At 43.3% G+C, this 14,466-nt stretch carries 18 protein-coding genes and 1 tRNA gene; 13 read left to right on the top strand and 6 right to left on the bottom strand.

Translation table 11 applies throughout. The annotated features are described in order from the left end of the window. Positions 1-18: 18 nt before the first annotated feature. A tRNA-Phe gene (locus tag JXL83_03350) sits at positions 19-91 on the top strand. A 3-nt stretch (positions 92-94) separates the two neighbouring features. Here the strand turns inward: JXL83_03350 and JXL83_03345 are convergent. From JXL83_03345 to ruvX, 4 genes are read right to left on the bottom strand one after another with little or no spacing between them, the layout of a single operon-like run. Next, positions 95-2,083: a transglycosylase domain-containing protein gene (locus JXL83_03345; GenBank protein MBN2363146.1), complete on the bottom strand. Its 1,989-nt coding sequence runs from the start codon at positions 2,081-2,083 to the stop codon at positions 95-97. Further along, positions 2,083-3,645, bottom strand: coding sequence for an NAD(P)H-hydrate dehydratase (locus tag JXL83_03340; GenBank protein ID MBN2363145.1), 1,563 nt, complete (start codon positions 3,643-3,645; stop codon positions 2,083-2,085). The genes JXL83_03345 and JXL83_03340 overlap by 1 nt, the downstream gene beginning before the upstream one ends. Before the next feature lie 13 nt (positions 3,646-3,658). Beyond that, entirely contained in the window at positions 3,659-4,603 is a 945-nt protein-coding gene (mltG, locus tag JXL83_03335; protein MBN2363144.1) for an endolytic transglycosylase MltG, read from the bottom strand. A 52-nt stretch (positions 4,604-4,655) separates the two neighbouring features. Further along, a complete protein-coding gene (gene ruvX / locus JXL83_03330) occupies positions 4,656-5,036 on the bottom strand; it encodes a Holliday junction resolvase RuvX (protein ID MBN2363143.1) in 381 nt (126 codons plus the stop codon). 51 nt (positions 5,037-5,087) lie between these two features. Here ruvX and folB point away from each other — a divergent pair, with 51 nt between their 5' ends. From folB to JXL83_03295, 7 genes are read left to right on the top strand one after another with little or no spacing between them, the layout of a single operon-like run. Beyond that, entirely contained in the window at positions 5,088-5,480 is a 393-nt protein-coding gene (gene folB / locus JXL83_03325; protein MBN2363142.1) for a dihydroneopterin aldolase, read from the top strand. Position 5,481: 1 nt separating this feature from the next. Continuing rightward, positions 5,482-6,102 (top strand): deoxynucleoside kinase, encoded by a 621-nt coding sequence (locus JXL83_03320; GenBank protein ID MBN2363141.1) that lies wholly within the window; start codon positions 5,482-5,484, stop codon positions 6,100-6,102. Continuing rightward, positions 6,099-6,947 (top strand): pantoate--beta-alanine ligase, encoded by an 849-nt coding sequence (locus JXL83_03315; GenBank protein ID MBN2363140.1) that lies wholly within the window; start codon positions 6,099-6,101, stop codon positions 6,945-6,947. Before JXL83_03320 ends, JXL83_03315 begins: the two co-directional genes overlap by 4 nt. After that, positions 6,948-7,298 (top strand): aspartate 1-decarboxylase, encoded by a 351-nt coding sequence (locus tag JXL83_03310; GenBank protein ID MBN2363139.1) that lies wholly within the window; start codon positions 6,948-6,950, stop codon positions 7,296-7,298. A 1-nt stretch (position 7,299) separates the two neighbouring features. Continuing rightward, entirely contained in the window at positions 7,300-8,223 is a 924-nt protein-coding gene (locus tag JXL83_03305) for a bifunctional N-acetylglucosamine-1-phosphate uridyltransferase/glucosamine-1-phosphate acetyltransferase (protein MBN2363138.1), read from the top strand. Continuing rightward, entirely contained in the window at positions 8,220-8,675 is a 456-nt protein-coding gene (locus JXL83_03300; GenBank protein MBN2363137.1) for a LytR C-terminal domain-containing protein, read from the top strand. Before JXL83_03305 ends, JXL83_03300 begins: the two co-directional genes overlap by 4 nt. A gap of 46 nt (positions 8,676-8,721) precedes the next feature. Next, on the top strand, positions 8,722-9,231 hold the full coding sequence (locus tag JXL83_03295) for a hypothetical protein (GenBank protein MBN2363136.1): 510 nt from the start codon (positions 8,722-8,724) through the stop codon (positions 9,229-9,231). Here JXL83_03295 and xth read toward each other — a convergent pair. Beyond that, complete coding sequence (xth, locus tag JXL83_03290; GenBank protein ID MBN2363135.1) at positions 9,218-9,991, bottom strand: exodeoxyribonuclease III; 774 nt, start codon at positions 9,989-9,991, stop codon at positions 9,218-9,220. The two genes, JXL83_03295 and xth, sit on opposite strands and share 14 nt — an antisense overlap. 109 nt (positions 9,992-10,100) lie before the next feature. Here xth and JXL83_03285 point away from each other — a divergent pair, with 109 nt between their 5' ends. Further along, positions 10,101-10,418 carry a hypothetical protein gene (locus JXL83_03285; protein ID MBN2363134.1) on the top strand — a complete coding sequence of 106 codons (318 nt, stop codon included), beginning with the start codon at positions 10,101-10,103 and terminating at the stop codon, positions 10,416-10,418. A gap of 4 nt (positions 10,419-10,422) precedes the next feature. On the opposite strand, the gene JXL83_03280 is transcribed toward JXL83_03285, so the two are convergent. After that, on the bottom strand, positions 10,423-11,373 hold the full coding sequence (locus JXL83_03280) for a radical SAM protein (GenBank protein MBN2363133.1): 951 nt from the start codon (positions 11,371-11,373) through the stop codon (positions 10,423-10,425). A gap of 160 nt (positions 11,374-11,533) precedes the next feature. Here JXL83_03280 and JXL83_03275 point away from each other — a divergent pair, with 160 nt between their 5' ends. The 4 genes from JXL83_03275 (at position 11,534) to JXL83_03260 (ending at position 14,461) form a co-directional block, all read left to right on the top strand. Further along, entirely contained in the window at positions 11,534-12,181 is a 648-nt protein-coding gene (locus JXL83_03275; protein ID MBN2363132.1) for an endonuclease III, read from the top strand. 82 nt (positions 12,182-12,263) lie between these two features. Next, positions 12,264-12,476: a DUF1858 domain-containing protein gene (locus tag JXL83_03270; GenBank protein MBN2363131.1), complete on the top strand. Its 213-nt coding sequence runs from the start codon at positions 12,264-12,266 to the stop codon at positions 12,474-12,476. Next, a complete protein-coding gene (locus tag JXL83_03265) occupies positions 12,473-14,143 on the top strand; it encodes an ABC transporter substrate-binding protein (GenBank protein ID MBN2363130.1) in 1,671 nt (556 codons plus the stop codon). The genes JXL83_03270 and JXL83_03265 overlap by 4 nt, the downstream gene beginning before the upstream one ends. Before the next feature lie 24 nt (positions 14,144-14,167). Further along, the gene (locus tag JXL83_03260; protein ID MBN2363129.1) at positions 14,168-14,461 is read left to right on the top strand and encodes a hypothetical protein; all 294 of its coding nucleotides are present in this window, start codon (positions 14,168-14,170) and stop codon (positions 14,459-14,461) included. Positions 14,462-14,466 lie beyond the last annotated feature (5 nt).

Below are 14,466 nucleotides of genomic sequence, written 5' to 3'. Positions count from 1 at the left end.
TAGAATCGTTTTTCTTTTGCTGGGGTAGCTCAGTAGGTAGAGCACGGGACTGAAAATCCCGGTGTGGACAGTTCGATTCTGTCCCCCAGCAAATTTATCGATCAATGAATTCCAAATCAATTGCGGAGAAACTGTCGAAAGCGGTTGAATCGATGTAATTTCTTGCCAGTTCCAGTTCCATAATTCTGACAAGTTTCTGGTGCCAGTACGGCGAGATGGAGCCTCTTTCGAATTGAATCTGATAATATCTTCTGGGGTTTGGTATAATACTGGCGAAATACGCTGATTGAAGAGGATCAAGATTTGAGGCGTCAGTTCCGAAATATTCTTTTGACGCCTCCTGTACTCCTCTGATTCCGGGACCGAATTCGATAATATTCAGATAAATTTCAAGTATTCTTTTCTTTGAGAGGTGTTTTTCCAACTGCCAGGTGAGCACCGCTTCTTCGAGTTTTCTTGAAAGGCTTCTTTCGTCCGACAGGAATAGATTTCTGGCCAACTGCATCGTTATAGTGCTTCCGCCGCTTATGTATCTGCCGGCGCTGAGGTTTTCTCTCATGGCTCTTCTTATATGGAAAAGACTGAATCCCCTGTGGCTGAAAAACGATCCGTCTTCGCAAACCAGTACGGCGCCGATGAGAGACTGGGGCAAATTTTCAATGGGCACAAAATTCGGGTTGTGAATACCGAGAGCTATCTTTTCACCTTTCGAAGAACCGATCCTGACGGTGGCGACGAAAGGTCTTGAAAAAGTGTCCATGTCTATTTTCGGTCCGAAGTGATCTATTGACACTCCACGGAAAACAGAACCGATGCCGAAATCTGTGCTTTCTGGAAAGCAGGAAACGTAATAAAAATATCCCGAGACATCGAAATCTCCTCTTCCGCTTATTCCGGAAAGATTCGGAAGAAGTTCATCAGGTACAAAGTTGATGATGTCCTCGACTGAGATTTTTTCTCCGCAGAAAGAAATCCGGAGTCTCACTGAGTCGGAATAATCAACAAAACCGTTGATCGAAACATCAGAATTGTCTAAAGCGAAGACAAAAGTGTCAATTTCGACTAAACTGTCATCAAAGGAAATCGACAGCCGCGCCAATGGTATGTTCAAACTGCTGAAAGTCACTGTGTCCCGGCAGATGAAACGTGAATGAACCCGAAGGTTTGAAACTTTCAGAGAGTCGGCATCTACGAGGAACAATCCTTCTTTTATGCAAAATCTCAAATTTCCGGAAACGCTGTATGATATTATCTCGAATTTTTCGTGAGGTTTGATCGGTGAAAAGAAACTGTCGGCTGATATCATCAGACAGTCTTCACTGGTCGAGACACGAACACCTCTGTTGGGAAGTGAGAAGACAGCGGGGGAAGCTGAAAAATCAATCTCGATTTTATCTTCTAAGGTTGTTTCGATCCCGCCGAAAAACGAAGTCGAAAAGTTCCCTCTTACGCTTCCTTTTATTGAACCGCTTGTAATTTCAGCTTTCAGTGAGAAGCCGCTTAAGTTCATGTATTCAGAGATTTTTATAGTGTCTTTGGACCGCGCTGACAAAAGATAGACTCCGGATGAATCACGCAGGTTAATAGTGCAAAATGATCCAGAAGAACTGAAATATCCCGTGAGAGAATCTTCTTGCGTTTTCACTGAAAAAGAATCCACAATAATTTCACGCCCTGAAAATTCTATGATCCCGTTTTTCAGTCTTATTTCGTCAGGAATATTTCTGCCGGAAACTGAAATATCTCCGCTTTCACCTGTTTTCATCCGGCTGGCAAACGGAATTCGGAAATCTTCGACAGATAAAAACTTTATCTTTCCCGGATCCGGTAGGGAAAGCGCGAAAGAAATTTCTTCCGCGTATCCGCCTTCAAATCTGTTTGCCTCTGTAAATTTCACGTCTTTGAGAGTAAAAAATAGAGGGAACCGGAATGCGATCCGTGAGGCTTCGACTCCGCGTGATCGAAGGATTTTGTCGACAGATTTTATAAGCAGTGATTTTGAAAAAAAAGAAAAAAAGATCAGTATCGCCAGGGCTAAAAACGCTGAAACGAAATAATATTTTCTGTTTTTGCTAAAATTCATTAAATTGTATCTATAAATCCGAAGTCTCTGTTTTCTATGACGGCTTTTATCGCGTCCGGAATACTTCGGTAAATGTCGGAAGCAGTAACGGCATAAAACTTTTCTCTCGCAATAATCCCGGATACTGCGTGTATAAAAACTCCTGCTCCGGTGCTTTTGAAAGCGTCAAAAGTTTTTCCAAGGAGAGCGGCGATTATGCCCGAAAGAACGTCGCCGCTTCCAGCTGTGGCGAGAGCGCTTTCCATCACCGGATTCACAGCGGTCATCAATGTACTGCCGCAAGTCACTCTCCCGAGAGGACCTTTCAAATGAATTGTAAGTGAGTATTTTTCTGCAAAACGCAGAACTTGGCCGGCCGGATCCTTATTAATTTCTTCAGTAGGGAGTCCTGTCAAAGCGCTGAATTCACCTAAATGCGGTGTCAGCACAGTGTGTTTTCTCCCGGAGACATTCTTCAGAAAAGGGACAACAGCATGCAGGGCGTCAGCGTCGACGACAGCCGGAATTTTTGATTCGAGCAGTATTTCCGCGGCGGCTGAAGCGGTTTCTTTTTCCCTGCCGAGGCCGGGACCAATTACGGCCGCGTCGTAATTCTCCGACAGTTCGATTATTCTTTTCGCACCTTTCATGGTCAGATACGGTCCGTCGTTCGCGCAGAAGTAAGTCGCCTCTTCAAAACCGAACGGATTGCCGATTATATCAGACGGCACGGCGAGAGTGACGAAACCTGCTCCGGTCTTGAAGGCCGCTTTGCCCGCGAGGAAAGGGGCTCCCGGCATGCATGCAGACCCGCCGACAACGAGTATTTTACCGAACTGTCCCTTGTGCCATGTGTCATTTCTGGCCGGTATGACTTTTCTGACGTAGTCAGTTGTCAGGAGTTCTGAATCGTGAAGCTGTTCGACGATTGATCCTGGTAATCCTATATCGGCGACTATTATTCTTCCGGAATGTTCTTTTCCTGATATAGAGAAGTGTCCTTTTTTCGGGCAGGCGAAAGTAACTGTGATACTGGCTCTCACGGCTGTCCCTTTCACAGAACCGTCGTCAGAATTGACTCCGCTTGGTATGTCGATTGAAAGTACCGGCTTTTTAGCTTTGTTGACCGAATCAATGATAACCGAAGGCAAACCCGTGACCGGACCTTTGAATCCCGTCCCGAAAATTCCGTCTATCACAAGGTGCGAGTTAAAAAGACTGTCTTCAAATTTTTCTTTAAAATTTGACACAGAGAGTTCATTCAAGGTTATTCCGATTCTTTTGAGTATCCCGTACTGAATTTCCGCATCTTTTGAGAATAGAGAAGGATCGAAAACACAAAAAACATTTGTTTTGATCCCAAAATTGGTTAAAAACCTTGCGCAAACCAAGGCGTCACCGCCGTTGTTCCCTTTTCCTGCTAGAATTAAGACTTCATCGCAGTCATGTAAATTCCAATTATTTATTGCCGCGACAGCCACGGCTCTTCCGGCATTTTCCATCATCGCGAGAGGGTGAATTCCCGTCTCTTCGATCGCCTTTCTGTCTGCCTCTTTTATTTGTTCAGATCCGAGAATAAACATGACCGCCTCTCGTTCAATTGTTTCTGACGCTGTTGACAGCTCTTATATGTTCGGTGTAAGTTTTTGAAAAAATGTGTGTTCCGTCTTTTTTTGCCACATAGTAAAAATAATCTGTTTCTGATGGACAGTAAGCCGCTTCAATGGATTTTTTTCCGGGATTGCATATCGGTGTCGGCGGAAGCCCCTTGTAAAGATATGTGTTGTAAGGAGAGTTGATTTCAAGGTCTCTGAAATATATTTTTTCTCTGTGTCCGCCCAAGGCGTAAAGGATTGTCGCGTCACACTGAAGAGGCATTCCGGCTGTAAGGCGATTGATGTAAACGGAAGAAATTACTTCTCTTTCTTCATCAACTTTGGCTTCTTTCTCAATCATGGAAGCGAGAATGAGGACTTCGTAATCGTTCAAAATCATAATTTGAGGTCTTTCAACGGAATCGATGACGGTAAAATAAAGGAAAACCATTTCTTGTATGGCCTCGGCGGGAGATGCCCCGAAACCGAAGTCATACGTCGACGGGAAAAGAAATCCTTCGAGAGAGGAGGGTAGATCGGATCGGAAGCGGTCTCCGGAAAATACTGCGGATATCATTTCCGTTTGAGTGCAAAGTTTGATAAATTCCGCGCTGTCGCAATTTGCTTTTGTGCTTAAAATGGAAGCCGTCTGTTCAATCGTCAAACCTTCAGGTATTGTGACATATTTTTTAACGGGACCTCTTTCGAGAATCAAAGCCAGGGATTCGGGATTGGAAGGAACGGGCAGAAGGTAATTGCCGCTTGCAATTGATCTGTCTTTGCCGTTTCTGATTATGGATCTGAGGAAATACTGCCTGTCGTTTCTGAGAAGAACGCCTTTTTTTTCCAGATCGTCCATTATTTCGTCGACGGAGGAACCGCTTTTGATTTCGAAGATCACTGAATCGGATCCGTTAACTGTGAAGCTCTGAGATAAATTCAGCATTTTACAAGATATAAAAAACAGCTGAACCAAAAAAGGAAAGGGGAAAAAAATCCTATTTTGCCGAATTATTTTCATTGAGATAATCCTGGAGTATTACGGCGGCAGAAAGCGCATCGTCGCCGTGTTTTTTCGATTTTATTTCTTTCGCTCTTTTTGTTGAGAGGTTCTCGTCGTAAAGAGAGACTTTAATTCTGAATTCTTTTCTTATTTTTTCGGCGAGACGAGCGGAAGGTTTATATGGGCCGTTAAGAGTCATTGTCTGGCCAACAACAACTTCAGCGACGCAGTATTCTTCAATTAGCTTGGCGAGGATTTCGAAAAGCTTGTCTCTTTCTACAGTCATCAAAGGTCTGGAAATAACGCACGTTTCGTCTGAAATGGAAACTCCGCACTTTTTTCGTCCCGGGTCTATTGATAAAATTCTTGAATTCATATTCTTTTGTGATATTCTATCAGACAACTGAAATATATGAAAGGGGCAACGATGCTGGATAGAATTTCGCTGAAAAAACTGAAATTCTATGCTTATCACGGACACGCTGAAGTAGAAAGAAACAACGGAATAAACATTGAAATAGACGCGGAGATAATTCTTGATATTGATAAAGCAATGATTTCAGACAATCTCAGGGACACACTCGATTACAGAAAAGTTTACACGGCCGTTAAAGAGGAGGTCATGAACAACAGGTTTAACCTCCTTGAAAAGATTGCCAGGAGCATAATGGAATCTCTGTTTGAAAAATTCAGCATAATTGAAGAGATAAAGGTGACAGTGAAAAAACCTTCACCGAGCCTGGGCGGCGTTGTCGGCCAGGTGGAAGTGTGCGCATTCAGGAAAAGAGACCAATTGAGAAAGGAAATCGATGCGTTTTAAAATGATTTCTATGGAAGGATTGCCCTGTTCTGGAAAATACGGTCTGGCCAGAAAACTGTCGGAGGAACTCGATGCCAGGATATATTGGTCTGATTTTTCTCAGAATTCCTTTTTGAAGAATTTTTATTCTTCTGAGGGAAGTTTCGCTTTTGCGGCCGAGGTTTCTTTGCTTCTCGAAAGAAGAGAAATACTTAAAAAAATCGTTCAACCTGAAATATTCGGCAGCGGATGTTACATCGCCGATGCTTCTTTGCACAGAGGAAGAATTTACGCATCCTGTACCCTGAACTCCGATGAATATTCGCTTTTTCTCAATATGTCTTCACTTCTCCTCGACAACCTGCCCCAACCGGATCTGATAGTATACATCCGAACGGATCCTGTTTTAGCCAAAGCCAAACTTGCAAAATCAGGTTTCATCTCCGAAAGAGAACTCAGCAAAGATTATCTTTCAACTCTTTTTAAGGCGATGGATGATTACCTGTTGAATCTTTCAAATCAGGACATGATGGTAATAAACGGCTACGACGAATCAAACGGCGAAGACACATCTGCCGTGATAAGGGAAATTTCAAACTTTGGAGAAGGATTGAAATTTTACAACATAGGAGATTACCGTTGAAAGTCGTCAGAAAACGTTTTGAAATGACGGAGATATCGGAATTTTACAAAAAACAGGGTTTGAGGCTGGGCTTTGTTCCGACAATGGGAAGTCTTCACGAGGGTCATGTTTCTCTATTCAGGCATATTGAAAATAGATGCCACGCCGCGGTGGCGAGTATATATGTCAATCCCAAGCAATTCTGTCCTGGAGAGGATTTTGAAAGATATCCGAGAGACGAGAAGAACGACTTGAAGATGCTTGAAGGCGTCTGTGATTATGTTTTTATTCCCGACGATAAAGAAATATACCCGCAGGGATTTTCAACCTCGGTCGAAGTTGGAAATTTAGCAGAAAGACTTTGTGGTTTGAAAAGACCGGGTCATTTCAAAGGAGTCACAACAGTCGTCGCGAGATTATTCGGGATAATCAAGCCTTCGGTATCCGCTTTCGGGCAAAAAGATTATCAGCAATTTATGATAATAAAACGCATGGTCGAAGACCTCGCATTAGGTGTCGAACTTATAATGTGTCCTATTGTCAGAGAAAAAGACGGCTTGGCGATGAGTTCACGGAACAGGTATTTGTCCGGCGAAAACAGAGAAAAGGCATTGTCCTTGAGAAAAGCAGTTATGGCGGGTAAAAAGGAAATTGAAACCGGAGAAGAAGATCCTTTAAAAATAAAAAAGGTCATGCTCGATGTCTTGTCCGGGTACGGAGCGGAAGCTGATTACGCCGAAATCGTCCATCCATTGACCCTGGAACCTCTCAGGAAAGCGGAAGGAAAGATGTTGCTGGTTGTCGCGGCTTTTGTGGGTAAAACGAGACTCATTGACAACGAAATAATCGACCGCAAGGAGAAATGAATGCTGAGGAGATTTGTGAAAGTCAAACTACACGGGCTTAAAGTGACAGAGGCCAACCTCGCTTACACCGGCAGTATAGGAATTGATTCTGAAATACTGAAAAAGGCGTCTTTGATGCCGGGTGAAATGGTTCTCGTCGCCAATCTCAACAACGGAGAAAGATTTCAAACATACATTATAGAGGAAGAGCCGTTCTCGGGTGAAGTCAAGCTGAACGGAGCTGCTGCGAGGTTGGGTCTCCCAAACGACAGGCTGATAATAATGTCAGAGGTGCTGTTGTCTATGGAAGAGATTGACAGCTTTGAAATGACTGTCTTGAAATTTGACGGCGACAACAGATTGATTAATTAGAATGAACGGCTTAGGCGTTGTAATACTTGCCGCGGGTGAAGGCAAAAGAATGAAGTCGGAAACACCCAAAGCTCTGCTCGAAGTGGCGGGATATCCTATGCTCTGTTATGTTTTGGATCAGGCGGATAGATTACATCCTGATAAAACGGTGGTTGTAATCGGAAAAGGGGGCGATCTGATTATGGAATTTTTCAAATCAAGACCCCTGGAATTTGTCGAACAGAAACCACAGCTGGGCACCGGTCACGCAGTTCTGCAGACAGAAAAGATGTTTTCAGGATCCATGAGAATTTTGGTGCTTTACGGAGACGTGCCTCTGGTTAAAGCTAAAACGCTGGAGGATTTTATTCTTCGGTCCGAAAAAGCGACTGCCTCTATTCTCGGTATGAAGCTCGATAAACCAGGTTCGTACGGCAGACTGATAACTGAAGGCGAGAATTTGTCGGCCATCAGGGAAGCCAGAGATGCAAACGATTCTGAAAAACTTATAAAACTTGTCAACACTGGAATCATGATCTGCGAAAGGAAAATGCTGTTTGAATCCCTCGCTGAAGTGAAGCCGGAAAACGATCAGAAAGAGTATTATCTAACCGACACGATCCGGATATTGAATAAGAAAAGAGTGAGAGTCATGTATTCAATTGCCAGCGATTCTTCAGAATTTCAGGGAGCTAACGACAGGGCCGAACTTTCAATTCTGAGCTCCTTGGTAAGAAATGACAAAATGAACGAACTGATGAAGAAAGGCGTCACAATAACGTCTCCAGAGAATACTGTCATCGATTACGAGGTTGATATAGGGGCGGGGTCGGTGATCCACCCTTTCGCGTACCTGACCGGAAAAACAAAAATTGGCGAAAATTGCGTCGTGGGTCCGCATTGCCATTTAAAAGACTTTGTTTTGAAAAACGGTGAAACCGCGTGAAAAAAAATTTACCGATAGTTGTTTTAATCCTTTTGCTGTCCTGCAGCAAACCTCCGAAAATCAGGTTGCAAACTGAAAATCCGTACGCAGATTATTCTCAGTATCCGCAGGACACGGTGCTGGTTGAAATACTTAACGGAACAGGAAAAGACGCTCTCGGCAGATACGTCGCTGACACACTAAAATCCACAAGAGTGTTGTTCAACGAAACTTTATTCATATTCGACGTAATCAGGATTGACAATTGGTATGAACCCGAACTCGACAGATCATTCGTCGTCGATAGAAAAGATTCAACCGGCAGAAACGCTAAAATCCTTTGCCGGGCTTCCTCGATATCTCCTCCTCTCGTCGAGATAAAGAAAAACTGCATGCACGACGTCACTATTATCGTAGGGCCTGATTACGAAAAATATTTCGGATGTATGGATTCTTTCAACAAAATATGGTAAATTTCATATTCGAATTTTTAGTTTATAGTTTATAAAAGGAGGAATCGTGAAAAGAGTTTACACAGCAGTTATCCTGACTGTTTTAACATTGTTATCGTGCAGTCAAAAACCCGGTGACTCAGGAGACTCGACCCTGGCAGGAGTCAACGGCGCAATAGACACCATCACAGTAGACACCATGGACGTAGTCTTCACGCCTCCGGCGGACGGAATAATTACTGAAGATATGTCTGAAAGATATATTATGTGCGCGAAAGACATAAACTCGCTTATACAGCAGAGAGCGGAAGCGGGAAAAAATTATCTGGACAGTCTTGGAGTAACGTATGAACAACTCGCGGATTCAGCTTTTAAAACAAATAATAAAGAAATCGTAGACAATTACAACAACATAACGGTCGGGGGAAATTTTACTGAATCCGAAAAAAACATTTACAGAAAGTACTCCATGACCGAAGACGAATTTATATGGATAGCGAGTCACTTGTCAAATCCTGAAAATGCAGAGATTCAGGCAAAAGTGACGGAAGCGCTTCTGGAAATCATCGCTCCCTGATTTCAATCAGAACGGGAGAGTGATCCGAAGGTTTCAACTCTCCCGCTTTTTTCCTCGATTCCCTGTCTATAGAACTTGAGACGATCCTATCGGACAGGTTTTCGGATACAAGGATATAATCAAGCCTCATACCGTGATTCTTATGAAAAGCTCCGTCGCGGTAGTCCCACCAAGAGAATGACTGTTTGTCGGGATGGGTTTTCGCGAAAGAGTCCACAAAACCGCTGTCTAGAATAGCCTGCATTCTCTGTCTTTCAGAACTGTGGAAACAGATAGAGCCGTCGAGGTAAACGGGATCCCAAACGTCAATGTCCCGAACAGCCACGTTGAAATCGCCTCCGACTACAGTATTTGGTTTGGGAATGCCTACCAGATGGTTTTTCAGTTTTTCGAGAAAAGAGAGCTTAATTTTAAAAGCCGGGTCTTCGGGAGACTTACCGTTGGGGACGTAAACGCTGGCAAAGACAAAATCACCTAACTGTGCTGATATGAACCTTTTTTCTTCTTCAAGATATCCGTCAAGCCCCTTGACGACATTTTCCAAAGTCATTTTTGAAAGGATCGCCACTCCGTTGTATGATTTCTGACCGTAATAATATGATCTGTAGCCGACTTCTTGAAAAAATGAGACTGGAAATTTATCGTCGGTGGTTTTTATCTCCTGAAGAAGGATGATATCGACGTCATTTTTTTCGAGCCAGATGTGAAGGTATTCGGCACGCATTTTAAGCGAATTTACATTCCAGGATGCGATTTTCATGTTTTCTTCCGGTTGAAGTTGCTTCTCTTTTCGTGTTGATATATTATACAGGTTTCGTCCGGAATATCAAAACACTTGCCTGAATTTGCACGGAAAAAGGAGAAAATCCATGGTTACTGTATTATTGAGCAGAATAACGGGAGGGATTCTTTTGTTATTTTTCGGAAGCTGGAGTGTAATGCTCGGACAGAAAGAATCATACAAAAAGCCGAAAATCCTCAGGAAAAGATTGTCAAAAAAAGAGAAAATTCTCAAAGAACATTTCGCTTATTTTGCAGTCGTTGGAGCACTCGGTTGGATAGTAGCCGAGACATACAGGTTTTTCGAGTATTCAGGGATTGCGGGGATAGCTTTGACGTCAGTGTTTTGCGCAGCCAATGCTGCGGCACTTTTTTTTCGCCTGAAAAAAACCGAAGACGAAACCTGATTCATCATGTTTCAAAAGGCTTGTCTTTCCTGAAGTCCGGTTTATAAATATAAGGAGATTCGTTCAAATCCTGAGCGAAGACATTATCAAAACCCAGATCGCAGGCAAAATCCACGACCTCGGAATATTCGTCTTTTCCCAGCGTTCTGTTAAGTTCAGGATACAGCCCTGCGACATTGCAGGGATAGTACTGTGACATGATGCTGAGACAGATATTTACACCAATTATTTCTTTCACTGATGACAGAATATTTTTACTGTCACTTGAATTTCCCGGAAGGACCAGATGTCTCAAGACAACTCCCCTGGCGCCCTTTCCGTTCTTTCCTGCAGTGAAATTGCCTGTCTGTTCTATCATTACTTCGAGCGATTTAATCGCGTTTTCAAAATAGAAGGGTGCGCCGGAGTATTTTTGTGCCAGTGATTCGTCGTAATATTTCACGTCGGGCATGTAAATGTCAATTATCCCCTCAAGAAGTTTTATGACGTCAGGATTCTCATAACCTCCGCAGTTATAAACCAGAGGCAGAATCAGTCCCTTTTCGGCTGCGGTTAAGATTGAAGCGGATATCTGAGGTAAATAATGAGTGGGAGTTACCAGATTGATGTTTTCACAGCCGGTGTGCTGAAGGGAAAGCATGATTTCAGCCAAAGATACATCGACTGATCGAGACGCACTATCGGAATAATTCTGACTTATCTGATAGTTTTGGCAATAAACACATCGCATAGTGCAGTTTGCGAAAAATACGGTCCCGGAACCGTTTTTCCCGCTGATAAACGGTTCTTCTCCGAAATGAGGCCCGTAAGAGGAGATCAAAGCTTTGTTTCCCGACCTGCAGAATCCTTTTTCACCCTTGAGCCTGTTGACACCGCATTTTCTGGGACAAAGTTCGCATTTTTCGAGTATTCTTTCTAACTCGGCGGTTGTTTCACCCAGAGAACCTTTTTTCATAAGAGCGGTGTATAAAGGTATTTCAGAATTCACGAGAATATATATTACACGAGGAGATTACAGTCAACAGAGTTTGAGGATGTTTTCATGTGACAAATTTTATGTTTTAATTCAGATGGTCTGTTCTGTCAGGTTCATTCTAATTTCTGAAAGGATAAAGATGAAAGTTGAATCGAGAATTTCAAAAATATTCGAGCGCCTGTCTGATTTGTATCCCGGAGCCGGTTGTCATCTTGTTTACAAGGAACCGCACGAACTGCTTCTTTCAGGCATACTCTCGGCGCAAACTCTCGACGCAAGGGTCAATTCAATTACACCTACGCTTTTCAGGAAATATCCCTCTCTTGTGGATTTGTCGAAGGCAGATATTGAGTTTCTTGAGAAACTGCTCAAGCCGGTAGGAATGTACAAGATGAAATCCAGAAGGCTGAAAGATGCAGCCTCATTCATTGTGAAAGAATTCAGAGGCTCAATTCCGGAGGATATGGATGAACTGGTTAAAATTCCCGGTGTGGGAAGGAAAACGGCCAATCTTTTCATCGGAGAATATCTCGGTAAACCCGCAATAATTGTAGACACGCACTTTATCAGAGTCACCGCCCGGTTGGGACTTGTGCCGGAAGGTCTTACTCCCGACGAAATAGAATTCGAGCTCATTAAAGTTATTCCGGCAAAGATTATGACAAAATTCTCGTTCGTAATCGGAGATCACGGAAGAGAAATTTGCAAAGCCAGAAAACCTGCTTGCGGAAGTTGCGATATATCAAGATACTGCTGTGCAGTCGCTCAAAAGCTCGATTGTCCTTAAAGGGGCTTGCTTTATGGCTTATTTCGGATATATTTAGTTGATAAATGAGGAAAAAAAGTAAAAAATATAATTCGGAGGTATTATGTCTGATGTCATCACGCCCGATACAAAACTAACCGAAGTAATTCAAAAATATCCTGAAACTCTCGAAGTTTTTCATAAGTACAACCTCCATTGCCTTGGCTGTGTTCTGGCGGCAGGAGAATCTCTGAAAGACGGCCTTTTGGCTCACGGGCTCGACGTAGATCAGATAGTTAAGGAAATGAACGAATTAATTTCAGTCAAAGAGAAGTGAAAAAAAAACACCTGCTCACCTTGGGATTTTCGATTCTTCTCGTTTTGTCATGTACGACTTTGCGGAGAGACGGAACAGAAGAGTCAGTGTATATCGAAGATCTGAACAGGATGGCTTTTGAAAAATACGATCTCGGAGAATATTCCGACGCCATAATAATTTTTAAACAGATTCTGGCTTCCTCTCCTTCCGATTCCACAAGGCAGGAGACCGAATACATGATCGCCCTTAGCTCATACATGCTCGGAGACCTGCCCGGTTCGGAAGAAATACTGCTCGGGCTTACTTCTTCAGGCGATCTGCCCAAGAAAAACAGAATTTCCGCTCTGCGGCTTCTCTCTCAGATTTATTCTGACGAGCAGGCTTTCAAAGAGGCTTTTGTCTCGATACTTGACATGTACGATTTGATACCGAACGAAGATCCTTACAAGGTCATAGCGCAAAACAAAATAAACGAGATTTCGGCGAATCTGTCATCGGCAGAGTTAATGGGAATATACCAGGCAAAGAGAACCCTGACTCTCGCGCCGGACATTCTTTATTTCGCCTCCAAAGCCGCGTTCAGCGAGGGAAATCAGCAGGAATCGGAGAGAATATGGGATCTTTTAAAAAAAAATCACCCGGATTCTCCCCTGGCCACCGGAAGTCCGCCCTTCCTTCGCCGTGTCAATCCCAGGCTAGTCGGCGTAATAATGCCTCTGACTGGTCAACACGCTCAATACAGCACCGAGGTCATAAATGGCGTAAAACTTGCGCTCAGGGGCAGCAACATGGAAATTCTGGTGTACGATTCTTATGGAGAAGCCTCACAGGCGGTCCAATGCGCCAAAAAACTCATATACGAAGAAGGAGTCATTGCCATCATAGGTCCTTTGCTGTCTTCGGCTTCATTTGAAGTGGCGAAAATATGTAAAGAGGCGGGTGTTCCAATGTTGACTCCGACGGCGACTCAGGAAGGAATCGGTGAAATCGGTAATTATATTTTTCAACTTAACAAACCAGAAACGGATGAGGAACTTTATGTTTTGGCTCAATGGGCTGTGGAAACAGCGGGTTATAGAAGATTGTGCGTTGTTGGCGGAGAAGGTTACGAAGACGATTTGAGGAAATTTTCGGATTACGCTACAAATCTTAACGCAGAAATCGCCGGTTCCTGGACTTTCCCCAGAGGTACCAGTGATTATTCAAGAATTTCGTCTGAAATCATTTTAGAGGAACCAGACGCAGTTTTCATATCTTCGAGCGTGAGCGAAATCGTCCAACTTACACCGACGCTAAGATTCATGGGTTGCAAGGCCAGATTTCTGGGATCCTCTTTATGGAACAACGATGAAATAGTAAGGTACGGAGAGGATGCGGTAGTTGGATCGGTTTTCCCTGGAAAAGGTTATTACGGCACGGAAACTCTTGAATTCGTAAACGGGTACACCGAACAATACGGGAGAGAACCCAGTCGCGTTGCAAGATTGGGTTACGATTCAATGAAAATCATTCTTGTCGCCGCCCAGAACAGAGTTTTTGAGAATTCCAAACAATTGGGAGATGCAATAATCTCTTTGAGGATTTATTCCGGCGTATCAGGGCAGATAGCCCTCGAATCCGGAAGCCACCTCAGCTATAAATTACTGACGATACAGAGAGGGCGCATTCTTCCGTTAAACGAGTGAAACTGCACGCAAGAAGGAGATAATATGCCGAGTAAGAAGACTGAAGAAAAAAAGAAGGACAAAGACACAAAAGATACGGGTAAAGTTCAAAGAAACCAGGCAACCGAGGGTTTGGGGCTGAACATATACAATTATCTTATAATAGCGGCGGGAATAGTGTCCGTTTTGTTCGGGTATATATTTTTGAGACAGGGCTCGATCACTCTGGCGCCGATTCTATTAATTGCAGGATATGTTGTTTTGATACCTCTGGGTCTTATAATCAGTATTCAGAAAAAGAAACAAGTCAAAACGGCCGAGAAAGGCGAATCCAGATAAATCCG

The sequence above is a fragment of the candidate division WOR-3 bacterium genome (assembly GCA_016934535.1).
Lineage (GTDB): Bacteria > SDB-A > SDB-A > SDB-A > SDB-A > JAFGIG01.
The sequence above is the reverse complement of the archived record's forward strand: the minus strand, read 5'-3'. Positions and strand labels throughout refer to the sequence as shown.

Bases quoted from the DNA above. Each gene is read 5' to 3' on its own strand.
- xth (MBN2363135.1), bottom strand. From the start codon at position 9,991: ATGAAAATCGCATCCTGGAATGTAAATTCGCTTAAAATGCGTGCCGAA.
- JXL83_03345 (MBN2363146.1), bottom strand. From the start codon at position 2,083: ATGAATTTTAGCAAAAACAGAAAATATTATTTCGTTTCAGCGTTTTTA.
- JXL83_03285 (MBN2363134.1), top strand. From the start codon at position 10,101: ATGGTTACTGTATTATTGAGCAGAATAACGGGAGGGATTCTTTTGTTA.
- ruvX (MBN2363143.1), bottom strand. From the start codon at position 5,036: ATGAATTCAAGAATTTTATCAATAGACCCGGGACGAAAAAAGTGCGGA.
- JXL83_03310 (MBN2363139.1), top strand. From the start codon at position 6,948: ATGCTGAGGAGATTTGTGAAAGTCAAACTACACGGGCTTAAAGTGACA.
- JXL83_03275 (MBN2363132.1), top strand. From the start codon at position 11,534: ATGAAAGTTGAATCGAGAATTTCAAAAATATTCGAGCGCCTGTCTGAT.
- JXL83_03280 (MBN2363133.1), bottom strand. From the start codon at position 11,373: ATGAAAAAAGGTTCTCTGGGTGAAACAACCGCCGAGTTAGAAAGAATA.
- JXL83_03340 (MBN2363145.1), bottom strand. From the start codon at position 3,645: ATGTTTATTCTCGGATCTGAACAAATAAAAGAGGCAGACAGAAAGGCG.
- JXL83_03320 (MBN2363141.1), top strand. From the start codon at position 5,482: ATGATTTCTATGGAAGGATTGCCCTGTTCTGGAAAATACGGTCTGGCC.
- JXL83_03270 (MBN2363131.1), top strand. From the start codon at position 12,264: ATGTCTGATGTCATCACGCCCGATACAAAACTAACCGAAGTAATTCAA.
- JXL83_03305 (MBN2363138.1), top strand. From the start codon at position 7,300: ATGAACGGCTTAGGCGTTGTAATACTTGCCGCGGGTGAAGGCAAAAGA.
- folB (MBN2363142.1), top strand. From the start codon at position 5,088: ATGCTGGATAGAATTTCGCTGAAAAAACTGAAATTCTATGCTTATCAC.
- JXL83_03260 (MBN2363129.1), top strand. From the start codon at position 14,168: ATGCCGAGTAAGAAGACTGAAGAAAAAAAGAAGGACAAAGACACAAAA.
- mltG (MBN2363144.1), bottom strand. From the start codon at position 4,603: ATGCTGAATTTATCTCAGAGCTTCACAGTTAACGGATCCGATTCAGTG.